Origin of the sequence: Mesorhizobium sp. M1396 (genome assembly GCF_040317725.1) — a bacterium.
In the GTDB taxonomy this organism is placed as follows: domain Bacteria; phylum Pseudomonadota; class Alphaproteobacteria; order Rhizobiales; family Rhizobiaceae; genus Mesorhizobium.
Window position 1 is genome coordinate 1 of the sequence record NZ_JAMYLA010000025.1, and the last position, 16,585, is coordinate 16,585.

The 16,585-nt window shown below is 63.8% G+C and carries 17 protein-coding genes; 9 read left to right on the forward strand and 8 right to left on the reverse strand.

The window, feature by feature from the left end; translation table 11 throughout:
* Positions 1–296 precede the first annotated feature (296 nt).
* The 6 genes from NKH02_RS17555 to NKH02_RS17580 all read left to right on the forward strand — a co-directional run bounded on the left by NKH02_RS17555 (position 297) and on the right by NKH02_RS17580 (position 3,703).
* A complete protein-coding gene (locus NKH02_RS17555; protein WP_352880307.1) occupies positions 297–893 on the forward strand; it encodes an NADPH-dependent FMN reductase in 597 nt (198 codons plus the stop codon).
* Complete coding sequence (gene pyrF / locus NKH02_RS17560) at positions 890–1,603, forward strand: orotidine-5'-phosphate decarboxylase (protein ID WP_352880309.1); 714 nt, start codon at positions 890–892, stop codon at positions 1,601–1,603. The genes NKH02_RS17555 and pyrF overlap by 4 nt, the downstream gene beginning before the upstream one ends.
* A gap of 28 nt (positions 1,604–1,631) precedes the next feature.
* Positions 1,632–1,919 carry a DUF1330 domain-containing protein gene (locus NKH02_RS17565; RefSeq protein WP_352880311.1) on the forward strand — a complete coding sequence of 96 codons (288 nt, stop codon included), beginning with the start codon at positions 1,632–1,634 and terminating at the stop codon, positions 1,917–1,919.
* Positions 1,920–2,490: 571 nt separating this feature from the next.
* The gene (locus tag NKH02_RS17570; protein WP_352870280.1) at positions 2,491–2,811 is read left to right on the forward strand and encodes an ArsR/SmtB family transcription factor; all 321 of its coding nucleotides are present in this window, start codon (positions 2,491–2,493) and stop codon (positions 2,809–2,811) included.
* Complete coding sequence (locus NKH02_RS17575) at positions 2,808–3,272, forward strand: SRPBCC family protein (protein ID WP_352880313.1); 465 nt, start codon at positions 2,808–2,810, stop codon at positions 3,270–3,272. Before NKH02_RS17570 ends, NKH02_RS17575 begins: the two co-directional genes overlap by 4 nt.
* Positions 3,273–3,292: 20 nt before the next feature.
* Positions 3,293–3,703, forward strand: coding sequence for a GFA family protein (locus NKH02_RS17580; protein WP_352880315.1), 411 nt, complete (start codon positions 3,293–3,295; stop codon positions 3,701–3,703).
* A 69-nt stretch (positions 3,704–3,772) separates the two neighbouring features.
* Here NKH02_RS17580 and NKH02_RS17585 read toward each other — a convergent pair whose 3' ends face one another.
* The 6 genes from NKH02_RS17585 to NKH02_RS17610 form a co-directional block, all read right to left on the reverse strand.
* Positions 3,773–4,831 carry a D-alanine--D-alanine ligase family protein gene (locus NKH02_RS17585; protein WP_352880317.1) on the reverse strand — a complete coding sequence of 353 codons (1,059 nt, stop codon included), beginning with the start codon at positions 4,829–4,831 and terminating at the stop codon, positions 3,773–3,775.
* A 121-nt stretch (positions 4,832–4,952) separates the two neighbouring features.
* Positions 4,953–5,834 carry an SMP-30/gluconolactonase/LRE family protein gene (locus NKH02_RS17590; RefSeq protein WP_352880318.1) on the reverse strand — a complete coding sequence of 294 codons (882 nt, stop codon included), beginning with the start codon at positions 5,832–5,834 and terminating at the stop codon, positions 4,953–4,955.
* Positions 5,834–6,475 (reverse strand): 2-dehydro-3-deoxy-6-phosphogalactonate aldolase, encoded by a 642-nt coding sequence (locus NKH02_RS17595; RefSeq protein ID WP_352870285.1) that lies wholly within the window; start codon positions 6,473–6,475, stop codon positions 5,834–5,836. Before NKH02_RS17595 ends, NKH02_RS17590 begins: the two co-directional genes overlap by 1 nt.
* On the reverse strand, positions 6,472–7,431 hold the full coding sequence (locus tag NKH02_RS17600) for a 2-dehydro-3-deoxygalactonokinase (RefSeq protein ID WP_352880320.1): 960 nt from the start codon (positions 7,429–7,431) through the stop codon (positions 6,472–6,474). The genes NKH02_RS17595 and NKH02_RS17600 overlap by 4 nt, the downstream gene beginning before the upstream one ends.
* Positions 7,428–8,195, reverse strand: a complete 768-nt coding sequence (locus NKH02_RS17605) for an SDR family NAD(P)-dependent oxidoreductase (RefSeq protein WP_352880321.1) — start codon at positions 8,193–8,195, stop codon at positions 7,428–7,430. Before NKH02_RS17605 ends, NKH02_RS17600 begins: the two co-directional genes overlap by 4 nt.
* A gap of 264 nt (positions 8,196–8,459) precedes the next feature.
* Positions 8,460–9,809 (reverse strand): putative bifunctional diguanylate cyclase/phosphodiesterase, encoded by a 1,350-nt coding sequence (locus NKH02_RS17610; protein WP_352870288.1) that lies wholly within the window; start codon positions 9,807–9,809, stop codon positions 8,460–8,462.
* A gap of 335 nt (positions 9,810–10,144) precedes the next feature.
* On the opposite strand from NKH02_RS17610, the gene gshB reads away from it, so the two are divergent.
* A complete protein-coding gene (gene gshB, locus NKH02_RS17615) occupies positions 10,145–11,089 on the forward strand; it encodes a glutathione synthase (protein ID WP_352880323.1) in 945 nt (314 codons plus the stop codon).
* Positions 11,090–11,273: 184 nt separating this feature from the next.
* On the forward strand, positions 11,274–12,806 hold the full coding sequence (locus NKH02_RS17620; protein ID WP_352880324.1) for a YifB family Mg chelatase-like AAA ATPase: 1,533 nt from the start codon (positions 11,274–11,276) through the stop codon (positions 12,804–12,806).
* A 104-nt stretch (positions 12,807–12,910) separates the two neighbouring features.
* Here NKH02_RS17620 and NKH02_RS17625 read toward each other — a convergent pair whose 3' ends face one another.
* The gene (locus NKH02_RS17625; protein ID WP_352870291.1) at positions 12,911–13,153 is read right to left on the reverse strand and encodes an exopolysaccharide production repressor protein; all 243 of its coding nucleotides are present in this window, start codon (positions 13,151–13,153) and stop codon (positions 12,911–12,913) included.
* Between the two features lie 352 nt (positions 13,154–13,505).
* Between NKH02_RS17625 and NKH02_RS17630 the strand changes: the two genes are divergently transcribed.
* Positions 13,506–14,045 carry a DnaJ domain-containing protein gene (locus tag NKH02_RS17630; protein ID WP_352870292.1) on the forward strand — a complete coding sequence of 180 codons (540 nt, stop codon included), beginning with the start codon at positions 13,506–13,508 and terminating at the stop codon, positions 14,043–14,045.
* 128 nt (positions 14,046–14,173) lie between these two features.
* Here the strand turns inward: NKH02_RS17630 and NKH02_RS17635 are convergent, their stop codons facing one another.
* Positions 14,174–16,342 carry a malate synthase G gene (locus NKH02_RS17635; protein WP_352880326.1) on the reverse strand — a complete coding sequence of 723 codons (2,169 nt, stop codon included), beginning with the start codon at positions 16,340–16,342 and terminating at the stop codon, positions 14,174–14,176.
* Positions 16,343–16,585 lie beyond the last annotated feature (243 nt).

Sequence of the window (16,585 nt, forward strand, 5' to 3'; positions counted from 1 at the left end):
CGCAAGGAAGCTTCTCGTCGTCCTAAACGCCATCATTCGAGACAAAAAAGCTTTCGCATGAACACAGTTGCCATGCCGCGACTTTTGGGCGCCGCTACGGCGCAAGATTCTGCACCGCGGCACTCTCCGACCATCGTCGCGGCATGGATCCCAGGGTCTCCGCGACGGAGCTTCGCTCCTGCTTCGCCCAGGGATGACGAAGTTCGGGGGCTTCTGCTAATCTCGAACGTTTTGTGGCGCCAACGCGTTGATTTGCTCGAACCTTGGCTGTACCTGTCCGGGAACAAGGGTGGCCAATGGCAGTGATCCCGAAAATCCTCGTCTTCGCCGGCTCGGTGCGCAGCGGCGCCTATAGCGGCAGGACCGCCGACGTGGCGCAAAAGGAACTCGCCATGCAAGGCGCCGAGGTGACCCGCATCTCGCTCGCCGACTATCCCTTGCCGATCCTCGACGAGGATCTGGAAAAGGAAAGAGGCGTTCCCGAAAACGCCGTGAAACTCGGCCGCTTCATTATCGCCCATGACGGGCTGCTGATCGCCACGCCCGAATATAACGGCTCCATTCCACCGCTGCTCAAGAACACGATCGACTGGGTGAGTCGGGTGCGCAGGGATGGTGGCCGATCCGTCCGGCCGCTGGCCGGCAAGGTTGCCGGCCTCTGCTCGTCCTCCAAGGGCCGCTTTGCCGGGATTCGCTGCATCAACCATCTGCGCGCGGTCCTGGTGCGCTGCCAGATGGAGGTGGTGACGCCGGAATGCTCGGTGCCGGAGGGCGGCGACGCCTTCGACGAGGACGGCCATTTCCGTGACGAAAGACTGCATAAATCGATGGAGCACCTATGCCGCACGCTGATCGAAACCTCGCGCATGCTGTCCACCCGGATCGAGACATGATTGCCGGAACGATGCAGGCCCAATCCATGCAAGAAAGACTGATCGTCGGCCTCGATGTACCGACCGTGAAGCAAGCCGAGCAGGCGGTGCTCGAACTCGATGGCGTCGTCTCGTTTTACAAGATCGGCTATCAGCTGGCCTTCGCTGGCGGGCTCGACTTCGCCAGGGAACTGGCCAGCGGCGGAACGAGGATATTCCTGGACATGAAGCTGCTCGACATCGACCACACGGTGGCCAAGGGCGTCGAGAACATCGTCAAGATGGGCATGACCATGCTGACCATCCACGCCTACCCCAAGGCGATGGCCGCGGCTGTGGATGCAGCACGCGGCAGCGACCTTTGCCTGCTTGCCGTCAGTGTGCTGACCTCGATGGACGAGCAGGACATGATCGACGTCGGCTATGAGTACGACCCGCATACGCTGGTGCTGCGGCGCTCGGAACAGGCGCTGCATGCCGGCATGGGCGGCATCGTCTGCTCGGCGGCGGAGGCCGAAGCGGTGCGCCGCATCGTCGGGCCCGACATGGCGGTGGTGACGCCCGGCATCCGGCCGGCCGGCAGCGACCATGGCGACCAGAAGCGCGTCGTGACACCGGGACAGGCAATCCGCAACGGTGCCAGCCACCTCGTCGTCGGCCGGCCTATCGTCGCGGCAAGCGACCGGCGCGCAGCGGCCGAAGCCATCCTTGACGAAATGCGCGCCGCATAATCCAAAAGAACGACTTCGGAGACAACAAATGCCCAAGGGATACTGGATCGCCCGCGTCGATGTACGCGACGCCGAAGGCTACAAGGGCTATGTCGCCGCCGCCAAGCCTGCCTTCGAGCGCTTCGGCGCGAAATTCCTGGCGCGCGGTGGCGAACATGAAAAGGCCGAAGGGCCGGGCCGCGCACGCAACGTCATCATCGAGTTCGAATCGCTCGCCGCCGCACATGATTGCTACCACTCGCCGGAATACCAGCGCGCCGCCGCCATCCGCCAGAAGGTCGCCGACGGCGAGATCGTGCTGGTCGAGGGCGCCTAAAATCCGCCTGGAGCAGTTTTGACGAATCGCGGGCATACCTTGGCGATTGGCGCAAACGCCCAGCGCCTTCGTCATCCACGGGCGAAGCAAGGAGCGTAGCGACGCAGCGCAGACCCGAGGATCCATGCCGCGACTTCAAAGCGTTGCAGCGGTGTAGAATTCTGCTCCGCTGCATTTTCGGCCAAGGTCGCGGCATGGATCCCAGGGTCTCCGCGACGGAGCTTCGCTCCTGCTTCGCCCTAGGATGACGAAGTTGGGAAGCTTCGGACAATCTCGAATGCTTATGATGGTCCACCGACGAACGATGAAATCTCGGCGGTCGATAGGCATCCTGTCAAATCCCTGCTGCAGCGCTAATAGCAGGCCTTCAGACGAAATCCTGCAGGTTCACGTCCGTAGTTTGGTGCCGCTAAGCAGGGCTCCGACATCAGGTACATGGCCGGCGCGGCCCATCGCGCAATCAACGTCCGAGTCCGAATAGCCCGCATCCAATCTTGCGAGGCCGGATAATTGCCAGTTGACATGCAGGTATTTACCTGCATATTATAGGCTCCACCACAGAGTGAGGCCGATGGACGCCGACAAAGTTTTCAAAGCGCTGGGCGACCCGACACGCAGAAGGCTGCTTGACCTTCTGTGTGAGCAGAACGGGCAGACGCTCGGTCAGCTTTGCGAACACCTGGACATGGCAAGACAATCCGCCACCCAGCACCTCGACCTGCTGGAGGCAGCCAATCTGGTGAGCACGGTCAAGCGTGGCCGCGAGAAGCTGCATTTCATCAACCCCATACCGCTGCACGAAGTCTACGAGCGCTGGGTGCGGAAATTCGAACGGCAGCGGCTCAGCCTGCTGCACGACCTGAAACAAGAACTCGAAGGAGACCATCAATGACCAGGGAAACGACCAGCTTTGTCTACGTGACCTATATCCGTTCGACACCGCAGAAGGTGTTCGAGGCCATAATCAAGCCCGAGATCGCAAGGCGCTACTGGGGACACGAGAATGTCTCCGATTGGAAGGCGGGTTCGAAATGGGAACATATCCGCGCCAATGACGAACGGACCGTCGAACTCGTCGGCAAGGTCGTCGAGATCTCGCCGCCGACCCGTCTCGTCATCACTTGGGCGAACGCTTCGCAGGCCGACGATCCGTCGAAGTACAGCCGGGTGACGTTCGGCATCGAGGAATACGACGCCATGGTGCGGCTGACCGTCACCCATGACGAACTCGAAGCCGGCAGCGGCATGGCGAAAGGCATCAGCCAAGGGTGGCCGGCCGTGCTGTCCAGCCTGAAATCCTTCCTCGAAACTGGCAGTGGCATCGACATTTTCGCCAAGCCGAAATCGGCCTGATCGCAAGCGAGAGAATCACAATGACCAAGCGCTATACCGGCGGCTGTGCTTGCGGCGCGATCCGTTACGAAACCAGCGACGAGCCCATCTTCCAGAACCACTGCCAATGCAACGATTGCCAGAAGCGCAGCGGCACGGGCCACGGCTCCTATCTTACCTTCGGCCAGCGCGCCGATATGGCAATCACCGGCGAAGCGAGCACTTGGCGGGTGGCGGCCGCCAGCGGCAATGAAAAGATCCACGCCTTCTGTCCAACCTGCGGAACGCCGGTCTTTCTGATATCCGTCGCCATGCCGGAGCTGATAGCGGTCCACGCGGCCAGCCTTGACGATCCTGGCCAGTTCGATCCGCAGGTGGTCACCTACACGGTCCACGGCCATGCCTGGGACACGATGGACTCGTCCTTGCAGGCAATCGAGCGAATGCCGTAGGTAGTTCGGCTGAGTGCCGAACGACCGAAATTGTTCTTCAGGTCCGACGCTTCCGAGATTCGACCCGATCTAGGCTATCAGCCGGCTTGCCGCGGTTTCGGCCATGGCGTCGACAAGCTCGAGGCCCCATTGCTGGCGGCAATAGGCGCGAAAATCGAAGCAGGGCAGGCCGGGGCAGACCTCGAACTCGATGAGATGGACGGTGTCGTCGGCCTCGACCCTGACATCGATGGAAAACACGTCGCGCAGGCCGAGCCCGTTCATCAGCCGCTCGGCGATCGCGCGAATCCTGGCGTCGGCGACCGGCTGGCTGTCGGCAACCGCAACGAGTTCCGGTTCGGCATAGTGTCCCGCCGCCTTCGCTGCCTCGCCGGTGTCGCCGTAGAGCGCCAGGCTGTCCGCCATTGTCTGGAAATCCGCGCCTGAATCGACAAAGGCGACGCCAAGCGCTTCGACGCCGGCGCCCGGCACCAGGCCGAGGAAGCTGGCGCGCACGTTGCGGCCGGCGACATAGGGCTGCACGACGACATCATCGCGATAGGCGGCGAACACACGCCGGCTGAGCTCCAGCGCGTGGCCGAGGTCGCTGCAGCGCGAATCCGGCCAGATGCCGATCTTGGCGCCAAGCCGGTTGGGCTTGACGAACCAACCGGCGGGCGCAGCCGGCGGCTCGACCAGCCATTTGCCGTCGCGCGCTAGCCCGGCTTGCGGCACCGGCAGGCCGAGCGCGCCAAGCACGGCACCGGAGCGGAACTTGTCCTGGCAGAGTGCAAACAGCGCATCGTCGGCGCCGATCGTCTTGAACCCGCCCAGTCTCGCCAGAGCGGGTGCCGCGCCGCCCCGGAAATAGGCGATGCCGTCGGTCAGCGTCCAGACCAGGGTCGTGCCGGGGTCTTCGCCGGCGAGCGCGCTTGCGGCCTCGTCGAGTGCCACCGGCGTGAACGACAGGCCGCGTGCCTGGCAGGCGCGGCCAAGTGCGTCGAATTCAGGGGCGAGATCGGTCGACTGCGCCAGATAGGACGCGATTTCGGTGGCACGCTCCGGTGCATGACCGCCGGCGACCAGACGGTCCAGGCAGGCCTTTTCCGGCTCATGGACGAGGATCAGTCTGGGCTTGCGGCTCGGCATGAGATCAAATTCCCGGCGATGCGATCGCCCACCATCGCACGGTGAAGGCAATCGGCTCTCGCGAAACCGACACGGCGCGGGCGCCTGCGTGACAGCACATCGGCCGACTGCGGAATGCAGTTCAGGCGATCAGCACGCGCGGCTCGAAGCGGCCGTTGACCTTGATGTCGAGCAGGAAGGTCATGCCCGCCTGCGGATCGAGCTGGCGCTGCTTCTCGTCCTTGCCCTTCCAGGCCGAGGTGATCGCCAGCCGGTCGGCGTTCTTGCCGACGAAGGCCGGACAGGATGGCTGCGTCACCGGCATCGGGATTTCGCGCAGCAGCGCGCCTTCAGGCGAATAGGCCTTGACCGCCTTGCCGCCCCAGACGGCATTCCACAGCACGCCGTCTCGATCGACGACCGAGCCGTCGACATAACCCTTGAACAAGCGGTGATCGACGAAGATTTTCGGCTCGCCGATGGGCAGCCCGGTCGCCGGATCGCAGGCGATCCGCATCAGCAACCCGGTCGAGGTGTCGGTGTAGTAGGCGAGCGCGCCATCTTCCGAAAAGCAGATCGAGTTGGAGACGGTGATGTCGGAAAACAGCTTGCGCAGCTCACCCCTGGAGAACCAGTAGATCGAGCCCGCGCCCTTGGCCTCGTCCTTGGCCATCGTGCCGACCCAGAAGGCGCCGCAGGGATGGACACGCGAATCGTTGGAGCGCGTCAGCGCATTGTCGGCTTCAACAGGTGTATGCAGCGTCATGGTGCCGGTCGCGACGTCGCGGACAAAAAGGCCGGTCTCGGTGGCGATCAGCTGGCGCTTGTCGTCGATGATGGCGATGGCGCTCGCCATCTGGCCAAGCTCATGGATCTTCAGCGCGCCGGAGGCGACGCCCTGCTCCAGCAAAAGGCCGTTGACGATGTCGAACCAGAACAGCGCATCGGTGGCGGGGTCGTAGCTCGGACCTTCGCCGAGCTGGCAGATATGATCGGAGAAAACCGACACGCTCGCTTCGCTCATCATGCGTCTCCGCCGAATGCTGCATCCCAGGCCGTCACCGCCGCCCGAGCCCGCGCGGCCACCTCGTCGACACTCATGCCCGGCTTGAACAGGCTGGAGCCAAGTCCAAAGGCCGTCACACCCGCGGCCTTGTAGCCGGCAAAGTCTTTTTCGGAGACGCCGCCGACGGCGCCGACCACCGTTTGCGCCGGCAACACCGCGCGCATCGCGGAAATACCGACGGCGCCGAGCACGCTCGCCGGGAAGAATTTCAGGGCCGAGGCGCCAAGCTTGATCGCCAAGAAAGCCTCGGTCGGCGTGAACACGCCGGGCATCGTCACCATGCCATAGTGCATCGCACGCGCCATCACCTCGGCATCGATGTTGGGGCTGACCAGCAGCCGCCCGCCAGCCATGTGCAAGCTATCGACATCAGCTGGCGTCAGCACCGTGCCAGCGCCGACCAGGGCCTTTTTCGGCAGGACTTCGACAATCCTGGCGATCGAAGAGAACGGCTCCGGTGAATTGAGCGGCACTTCGATCGCCTCGATGCCGGCGTCGAACAGTGCCTGGCCGATCGCGATCGCCTCGGTCGGTTTCAGCCCGCGCAGGATGGCGACCAAGCCGCGCTTGAGCTTGGGGAAAGGTGCGGTCTGGCTCATCGGGCTGCTCCAATTCTGTCGATCATGCCGTTTTCGCGCGCGGCTTCAATGAGCCCGGCACGCACCGCTTCGTCGGCATCGACGGCCCGGACTTCAAGCCCCGCAAGGCCGAGCGCTTCACTGTAAAGCGTGGCGAGCGCACCGGAGGCGACCAGCACGACAGGTTCCGCGCCGGCGCCATGACGGCGGCTGGCCGAGGCGATCTCGCCACCGATCAGAAGGCCGGACAGGCAGGCCGCGGCATCGTCGGCTTCCAGATCCTGCAGCAGGCCGGCGGCGCGGATGGAAAACAGCCGCGAGGTGACATCGCCGCCTTCGCCCAATGCGGTTTCGCACCAGCGGCGGAAGAACGGATTGCCTGATGTGACGGGCTTGGGATGTTCGCCGAGCGAATGGCGCAGGATCGAGTGCGCGGCAAGCACGGAAAACAGCTCGCCGGTCGGCCAGGTGCCGAAACCGGCGACGGCGCCGTCCTCGACCAGCACCCATTTCGAATGGGTGCCGGGCATGCAGACCAGCTGGCGTCCCTTGGCCGGCAGGCCGGTGCCGGCGAGCTGCGTTTCCTCGCCCCGCATGACGTCGGGCGCGTCGGCCAGCCGCTGGGCGAGGCCAGGAACGATGCGGATGTCGCGGCTCTGGCCGGGCACCTTGGCAGCGCCGCCGAGAATGGCACTGAGCGGCGCTGGCACGGTGACGTAGGGCGCCTCAAGCCAGCCCTGGCGAGACCCGGCCATGCCGCAGATGATGACGGGCAGCGCTCCCGGTGCTCCCATCGCCGCGAGATGCCCTTCGAGAATAGTCGAAAAGCCCTTTTGCTGGGCAGTGATCAGGCCATCGTCGCCACGGCGTTCGGCTAGCACCTTGCCTTGCCCGTCGATCAGCCAGACCCTCATGCGGGTCGTGCCCCAGTCGACGGCCGCTACCGCCGGCGCGTTGCTGGCAAACCCAGGGCTCACAGGAAACCTCCATCGACGATCAGCATCTGCGCGGTCAGCATGCGCGAGGCGTCCGAGGCGAGGAACAGCACGGTGCCGACGATGTCGTCCGGCTGCATGACCTGCTTGATGCACTGCTTGGCGACATGGGCGGCAAGCGCCTGTTCGGTCACCCAGAGTTCTTTCTGCCGCTCGGTGATCACCCAGCCCGGCGCAATGGCGTTGACGCGGATGCCGTCGACGCCGAGCTTGCCGGCCAGCCCCTTGGTGAGGCCGAGGATGCCGGCCTTGGCGGCCGTGTAGGACGGCATGTCGGGGTGGTTGATGAGATAGGATGTCGAGGTGAAGTTGATGATCGAGCCGCCGCCGGCTCGCTTCATGCCGGGCGCCACCGCTTGCGCAGTGAAGAAATGCGGCCGCAGATTGATGGCCTGGTTGTTGTCCCAGAATTCGACCGTCACGTCCTCGACGGCGTGGCGTTCGTCCCACGCGGCATTGTTGACCAGCACGGTGACATCGCCATGCGCCTCGGCCGCCCTGGCTGCCGACGCCCGCAAGGCCTCGACGTCGCGCAGATCGGTCTTGAGATAGAGTGGCCGTTTGCCGAACTCTTTCTCGATGCGGTCGACAAGTATCGTGCTTGGCCCGTCGGCGATGTCGATGAAGGCGACATTGGCGCCCTGGCGCACAAAACCCTCGGTCAGTGCCGCGCCAATTCCGGAGCCGCCGCCGGTGATCAGCACCGAGGCGCCTTCGAGGTCGGCAAAATGCGCCGATGGCATCATCTCTCTCGTCTCCCAGCCTGACCCCGAAATCGGACCGATTTTCGGAAAGGGATCATGCGCGAATATAAAGTGCTACAGCGTCCTTGCACGTCCTGAAGGACGCGCGGCGCTGTAGTCAGACCGGCGCGCATCCTAGCCACGCAAGCAGCGTGGGCAAGGGCGAACGGTCGGATTTTTGGGCATATGTCAGACAAAACGACAATGCGCCGCACTGGATTGCGGACAGCGGCATCGTCGGGATTGGCGGCGGTTCGAGATCGCCGGTCAGATCGCGTTGGCGCGCAGGGCGCCGCGGAAAGAATCGCGGAGATAGCCTAGCGTGGCGTCGGCATCGACCGGCTTGCCGAACAGATAGCCTTGCCCGCCGGCGCAGCCGAACTGGACCAGACGGTCGGCCTGTGCTTCCTGCTCGATGCCTTCGGCGACGACGTCCATGCCGAGCCCCTCGCACATGGCGAGAATGGCGCGGATGATGTGTTCCGACGGACGGTCGTTGAGAATGGAGGAGACGAAGGCGCGATCGATCTTGAGCTTGTCGAAATGGAATTCGCGCAAGCGGCCGAGCGAGGACTGGCCGGTGCCGAAATCGTCGAGCGAGACACGGATGCCGACGCGACGCAGGTCTTCGACGATCTGCGCCGCCGAGGCAGGATCGTTCATCAGGCCGGTCTCGGTGATCTCGATCTCCAGCCGGCGCGGATCGAAGCCGGTTCGCTCGAGGATCGCCAGTATATGCAGGCCGGTATTCTGGTCGACGAGCTGCGAGGGCGACAGGTTGAACGACAGGAACAGGTCCTTCGGCCAGCTCCGGGCCGCCTCGGTCGCCTTGCGCAGCACCAGCTGCGACAGCGGGCCGATGATGCCGCGCTCCTCGGCGATGGGGATGAAGACGGTGGGCGGCACGGAGCCCAGGTCGCGATCGGTCCAACGCGCCAGCGTCTCGAAGCCGATGGTGCGGCGCGTGTTGAGGTCGACGATCGGCTGGAAATGCGGCTCCACCTCGCCGGCCGAGACGGCGCGGCGCAGCGCCTGTTCGATGCGGGTGACGCGCTTGGCCGCCTCTTCCATCTCGCGGGTGTAGACGACGACGCGGCCACGCCCGGAGCGCTTGGCGTGATAGAGCGCCGTTTCCGCCTTGTTGATGAGGATCTCGGTGGTCTCGTCACCCGAATAGAACAGCGAGCAGCCTACCGAAGCCGTGAGCCTGGCGGTGCGTTCGCCGACATCATAGGGCGCCGACAGTATCTCGATCAGCATGCGGGATTTTTCAGCCGCCGCCTCCTCGCTGAACACCATCGGATACAGAAAAGCGTATTCGTCGGCGCCGATGCGGCAGACCGTGGAATAGTCGTCCATCGAGGCGCGCAGCCGCATCGCCACCTGGATCAGGATGTCGTCACCGGCCTTGTGTCCGAACAGGTCGTTGATCGGCTTGAAGCCGTCCAGGTCGAGGATGCCGACGGTGAAGGGCGCGGGGTCGTCGGCACGGTCGCTGATCAGGCGATCGACCTTGTCGAAGAAGCGGCGATGGTTGCCAAGCCCGGTCAACGGATCTGTGAATGCCAGATCCGTGCTCTCCCTGTTTGCCTGACCGGTGCCAAACGAAGTTTGCATCGGTGTCCCTGTTTTGTGACGTCGGAATTTATTTCGAGACTGGCAGCAAACCCTTTAGGAAACGTATCGCGAAATAGATTTTTCACGGGTAAAGCGCATGACCTTCGGGAAGGTCGAGACGGGGTGCGTCAAACCTTTGTTTTCACGCACGTCTTCAGTCGTTTCCCGCCGCTGGATGACGCGGCGCCTCGCCTTGTCTCCATGTGGCCGGCAAGATCGGGGCCGGCCTGGCTTTGCGCCTTGCATATGCCAATCCTGGAAATGTCGCGATTGGCAGACGCACGGTGAGCCTGTACAGGCAAGACAGTCGCATCCGAGTCCGCCGGAGACCCGCCATGAAGTTGAAAATCGCCGTCCAGATGGACCACATCTCCACCGTGTCGATCACCGGCGACACCTCGTTCGCGCTGTCGCTGGAAGCGCAGCGGCGCGGCCACCAACTGTTCCACTACACGCCCGAGCGGCTGTCGCTGCGCGACGGCAAGGTGTTTGCCCGCATCGAGGAAATGCAGGTGCGCGACGAGAAGGGCAGCCACTATTCGCTGGGCGAGAAGGTGCGCACCGATCTGTCGGAGATGGACGTCATCCTGCTCAGGCAGGATCCGCCCTTCGACATGAACTACATCACCACCACGCATATCCTCGAACGCATCCATCCCAAGACGATGGTCGTCAACGATCCGGCCTGGGTGCGCAACAGCCCGGAAAAGATCTTCGTCACCGAATTTGCCGACCTGATGCCGGACACGCTGATCACCAAGGATCCGCTTGAGGTCGCCGCCTTCCGCAAGGAGTTCGGCGACATCATCATCAAGCCGCTCTACGGCAATGGCGGCGCCGGCATCTTCCATCTGCACGAGGCCGACCGCAACCTTGCCTCGCTGCTCGAAATGTTCGGCCAGATGTTCCGCGAGCCCTATATCGTGCAGCGCTATCTGAAGGACGTTCGCAAGGGCGACAAGCGCATCATCCTGATCGACGGCGAACCGGTCGGTGCCATCAACCGGGTGCCGGCCGAACACGATTCCCGCTCCAACATGCATGTCGGCGGCCGCGCCGAAAAGACCGAGCTGACGGAACGCGAGCGCGAGATCTGCGCCCGTATCGGGCCGTCGCTGAAAGAGCGCGGCTTCATCCTGGTCGGAATCGATGTCATCGGCGACTACATGACCGAGATCAACGTGACCTCGCCGACCGGCGTGCGCGAAGTGCAGCGCTTCGGCGGCGCCGACATCGCCAGCCTGTTCTGGGACGCGGTCGAGGACAAGCGACGGAAGTAACCGTCTTCATTTGATCTTAACCATGTTCCTCATTTTGCAACCGAGCTCTGTTCGGTTGCAACCTACGCGCTAACGTGTTCCTGTAATGTTCTTGATTTGGCCGGGGAATTGTGATTGTCTCGCCAAAGGGGCTCTAACGCCCTAATGGCGCGGGCTCGGGCAAGCCCACATTCGGGGTGGGAAAATGGTGGCGCGGGTTCGCACGGTCGCTTTCCAGGGCATCGAGGCCGTGCCGGTCGACGTGCAGGTGATGATCGCGCCCGGCAAGGTCAACATGCATATAGTCGGCCTTGGCGACAAGGCGGTGGCGGAAAGCCGCGAGCGGGTGCAGGCGGCGCTGCATGCATCGGGCCTGTCGATGCCGTCGAAGAAGGTCACGGTCAATCTGGCGCCCGCCGACCTGCCGAAGGAGGGCAGCCATTACGACCTGCCGATCGCGCTCGGCCTGATGGCGGCCCTTGGCGCGATTCCCGGCGACATGCTGGCCGGCTATGTCGTGCTCGGCGAATTGTCGCTCGACGGCACGATTGCCGCGGTCGCCGGCGCCTTGCCTGCGGCGATCGCCGCCAATGCAGAGGGCAAGGGCCTGATCTGCCCATTTGCCTGCGGGCCGGAAGCGGCCTGGGCAGGCAAGGAAATCGACATTCTGGCGCCGCGCAGCCTGATCGCTATCGCCAATCATTTTCGCGGCACGCAGGTGCTGTCGCGGCCGGAAGCCGGCATCCACGCCGCGGCGCGCGACCTGCCCGACCTTGCCGACATCAAGGGCCAGGAGACCGCCAAGCGGGCGCTGGAAGTGGCTGCGGCCGGGGGTCATAACCTTCTGATGATCGGGCCGCCCGGCTCGGGCAAATCGATGCTGGCGCAGCGGCTGCCGTCGATCCTGCCGCCGCTGGCGCCGAAGGAATTGCTTGAGGTCTCGATGATCGCCTCGGTGGCGGGAGAACTCGGCGAAGGCAAGTTGACCGACCGGCGGCCGTTCCGCGCGCCGCACCATTCGGCCTCGATGGCGGCGATGGTCGGCGGTGGCATCCGCGCACGGCCGGGCGAAGTGTCGCTCGCCCATCATGGAGTGCTGTTTCTCGACGAGTTTCCCGAATTCACGCCGCAGACGCTCGATGCGCTGCGCCAGCCGCTCGAGACCGGCGACTGCATGATCGCGCGCGCCAATCATCGCGTCACCTATCCGGCGCGCATTCAACTGGTCGCGGCGATGAACCCGTGCCGCTGCGGCATGGCTGGCGAGCCGGGCTATCGCTGCCTGCGCGGCGAGCGCTGCCGCACCGACTACCAGGCGCGCATCTCGGGCCCGCTGCTCGACCGCATCGATCTCCGGATCGAGGTGCCGGCGGTCTCGGCCAGCGATCTCATCCGGCCCGACCGGGCGGAGAAAAGTGCCGATGTGGCGCTGCGCGTGGCGCGCGCCCGCACCATCCAGCGCGAGCGCTTCGAACGGCTCGGCGCCACCCGCGCCACCACCAACGCGCATTGCTCGCCCTCGGTCATCGAGGAGATCGCCATGCCCGACGCCGCCGGCCTCTCGCTGCTCAAGGACGCCAGCGAAAAGCTCGCCTTTTCGGCGCGGGCCTACCACCGGGTGCTGAAGGTGGCGCGCACGCTGGCCGATCTCGACGCCAGCGAAACCGTCGGCCGCATCCACCTGGCGGAGGCAATTTCCTACCGTATGAGTTCGGAGCGCATGGCGCAGGCCGCGTAGGCTGCTGGCTGCCGATCGCTATGCTTGCGGTTGTGATTTTGGTCCCTGCCGTCGAAAATCCGGCAGCATGTTGGCGCGTCAAGCCAACCCTGCCGAACGACCATTCACCAGGGCCACAACATCAACGGTGACGTTGGGTCTGCCGGCGTCGCACGGGCGTCGGACACTTCCGGTGCTCGCCTGAATATCAAGTGAACCACGAGGCCGAAATATCCCACCTGAAGCACGACCATTGCAAGAATGGCCCATCCGAACGCCACCCAGACCGATCCGGCTTCAATGTAGGCCCAGATCGCCACGATGATTGTGGTGGCGGACATGCCCACCAGGAACCGCGGAAAATACATCGTTTTGCCACCCGGTTGATCACCTGTTAGTTAAGTTTTCACTAATTTAGCGAATTTGCAAGCTTAGGGGATCAAGGTGCGCGCCTCGTCGCGTTGGGAACGCCACGTTGCCTTCCGCGATCACGCCATAACCATTCCCTTACGAATCGACCATCTCTGCAGTGCGGCGGACCTGATTGTCCGCTTGGCCGGCGTCCTCACCACCCAACGGCCCCCACCGAACGGGCGCCGGCCCTTTTTTCCTCGTCCAGAAGCGTGGCCGTCGTCGATGCCGGACTAAAGCCTTGGCTGCTGCATTGGACATTCCTTATTCAGACAATACGAATATGGTGGCAGGAGAGGGTGTACCGCTATGTTCATAGACTATTACGAAGTTTTGGAAGTCAGCCCGAACGCCAACTCGGAGACGCTGGAGCGCATATTCCGCTATTTTGCGATGCGCTATCATCCAGACAATCAGCAGACTGGCGATGAAGCGCGCTTCAGCGAAATCGTGGAAGCCCACAATACGCTCAAGGATCCGGTCAAGCGCGCTCAATATGACATCGCGTATAAAGACCACGCCGGCCTTCGCCGCGAGTTGACCGAGGAAGCCAGCAACACCAAAGGCATCGAGCGGGATGTCGTGATCCAGGCCAAACTGCTCTCGCTGCTTTACGCGAAGCGCCGTCACGACGTCACCAACCCTGGGATCGGAGATGTAGAACTCGAACGCTTGTCAGGCTGTCCGCGAGAACATCTCGAGTTTCATCTCTGGTATCTAAAAGCAAAAGGCTGGATAGCAAGAGTGGAAAACGGGACGATCGCGATTACGGTGGAAGGCGTCGATCGCGTCAACTCCGAATACCGCCGCGATCCCACCATTCGGCTCCTGGACCACACAGCTTCCTAAGGCCTTCTCTCTGGCCGGCAGCAGGGTCGAAGACCTGCCGCCCATTGACGGCAGCAGCCGCTGGTCGAGAAGAAAAACCCCAGCCGATCAAGACCGTCGACGACAATTTCGCCGCCGCTTGTGCCTGTTCAGCCCTGCTTCGCCTTCAATTCCAGCCGTCGCGCGTGCAGCACCGGCTCGGTGTAGCCGTTGGGCTGATTGCTGCCCTTGAACACGAGGTCGCAGGCCGCCTGGAAGGCGATCGAGTTGTCGAAGTCGGGCGCCATCGGGCGGTAGAGCGGATCGCCGACATTCTGCCGGTCGACGATGGTCGCCATGCGCTGCAAGGCATCCATCACCTGGATGCGCGAGCAGACATGGTGGCGCAGCCAGTTGGCGATGTGCTGCGAGGAGATGCGCAGCGTGGCACGGTCTTCCATCAGCCCGACATCGTTGATGTCTGGCACTTTCGAACAGCCGACGCCCTGGTCGATCCAGCGCACGACGTAGCCGAGAATGCCTTGCGCGTTGTTGTCGAGTTCGCGCTGGATCTCGTCCGGCGTCCAGTTCGGCCGAACCGCCACCGGCACCGACAGGATGTCATCGAGCTTCGCCTTGGGCCGGCTCTTCAGCGCCGCCTGCACGGCATGCACATCGACCTTGTGGTAGTGGGTGGCGTGCAGCGTCGCCGCCGTCGGCGACGGCACCCAGGCGGTGTTGGCGCCGGCCTTGGGGTGGGCGATCTTCTCGACCAGCATCGCCGCCATCAGATCCGGCATCGCCCACATGCCCTTGCCGATCTGGGCACGGCCGGCTAGGCCGCATTCGAGCCCGGTGTCGACATTCCAGGCCTCGTAGGCGGAAATCCAGGCGGCCTGCTTCATGTCGCCCTTGCGGATCATCGGGCCGGCTTCCATCGAGGTGTGTATCTCGTCGCCGGTGCGGTCGAGGAAGCCGGTGTTGATGAACACCACGCGCTCTTTCGCGGCGCGGATGGCCTCCTTGAGGTTGACGGTGGTGCGCCGTTCCTCGTCCATGATGCCCATCTTGATGGTGTTCCTGGCCATGCCGAGCAGGGCCTCGACACGGTCGAATATCTCGACGGCGAAGGCGACTTCCTCCGGCCCGTGCATCTTGGGTTTCACGACATACATCGAGCCCGCGCGAGAGTTCATCCGCCGCCCCTCAGGCCCGACATCGTGCAGCGCGATCAGCGCCGTCATCGCCGCATCCATGATGCCTTCCGGCACCTCCTTGCCGTCGCGGTCAAGGATTGCCGGGCTGGTCATGAGGTGACCGACATTCCTGACCAGCATCAGCGAGCGGCCAGGCACGGTCAGCGTGCCGCCGCCGGGCGCGGTGTAGGAGCGGTCGGGATTGAGCCTGCGGACAAAACTCTTGCCGCCCTTGGTGATCTCTTCCGCCAGGTCGCCCTTCATCAGGCCGAGCCAGTTGCGGTAGACGACGACCTTGTCCTGCGCATCCACCGCCGCGACCGAATCCTCGCAATCCTGGATGGTGGTCAACGCCGATTCCAGAATGACATCGGCGACGCCTGCCGGATCGGTGCGGCCGATCTGGTTGTTGCGGTCGATCACGATCTCGATGTGCAGGCCGTTCCTGACCAGCAGCACGGCACCCGGATTGGCGGCATCGCCACGATAGCCGACGAATTGTTTGGGATCGGCAAGCGTCGTCGAGCCGGCACCGGCGCCGAGCTTCAGCGCGCCATTGGCCACCGACAGGCCATTCACGCCTGCCCACTTGCCCGAGGTGAGCGGGGCAGCCTCGTCGAGAAAGCCCTTTGTCCAGGCGACGACCTTGGCCCCGCGCGCCGGGTTGAATTTCCCGCCCTTCTCGGCGCCGTCCGTCTCTGGGATCGCGTCGGTGCCGTAGAGCGCGTCGTAGAGCGAGCCCCAGCGCGCATTGGCGGCGTTCAGCGCATAACGCGCATTCATCACCGGCACCACCAGCTGCGGGCCGGCCACGACTGCGATTTCCGGGTCGACATTGTCGGTCGACACGCTGAAAGCCGGACCTTCGGGGAGGAGATAGCCGATCTCCCTGAGGAAGCCCTTGTAGGCCTCCATGTCGACGGGCGCGCCATTCTCGCGATACCAGCCGTCGAGCTTTTCCTGCATGGCGTCGCGTTTTTCGAGCAGTACCCGGTTCTTCGGCGCCAGGTCATGGACGATGGCTGAAAACCCGTTCCAGAAGGCGTCCGCTTCGATGCCGGTGCCGGGCAGCGCTTCCTTGGCCACGAACTCATGCAGCTCGCGGGCGATCCGCAATCCGGCGATCTCGCTGCGATCGGTCATCAGGCTACTCCAGATGAAAGGCTTTGCGGGCCTTTGGCATGTCAGGGTGGCAGGGTCAATTCAGCTTAGGGTGAAGGTGGCGTATTTAAGCGGCCGGCGCAGCTGCCAATCTCTCCGGTCGAGGGCCCATCGAGGGGAGATGGCCGGCAGGCCAGAGGGGGTCGCCGCGCGTGGAGCGCCAACCTCGTCTCTGGCTGAAGATCGCGCCCGGTCGGACCGACCCCCTCTGTCGCCTTCGGCGAC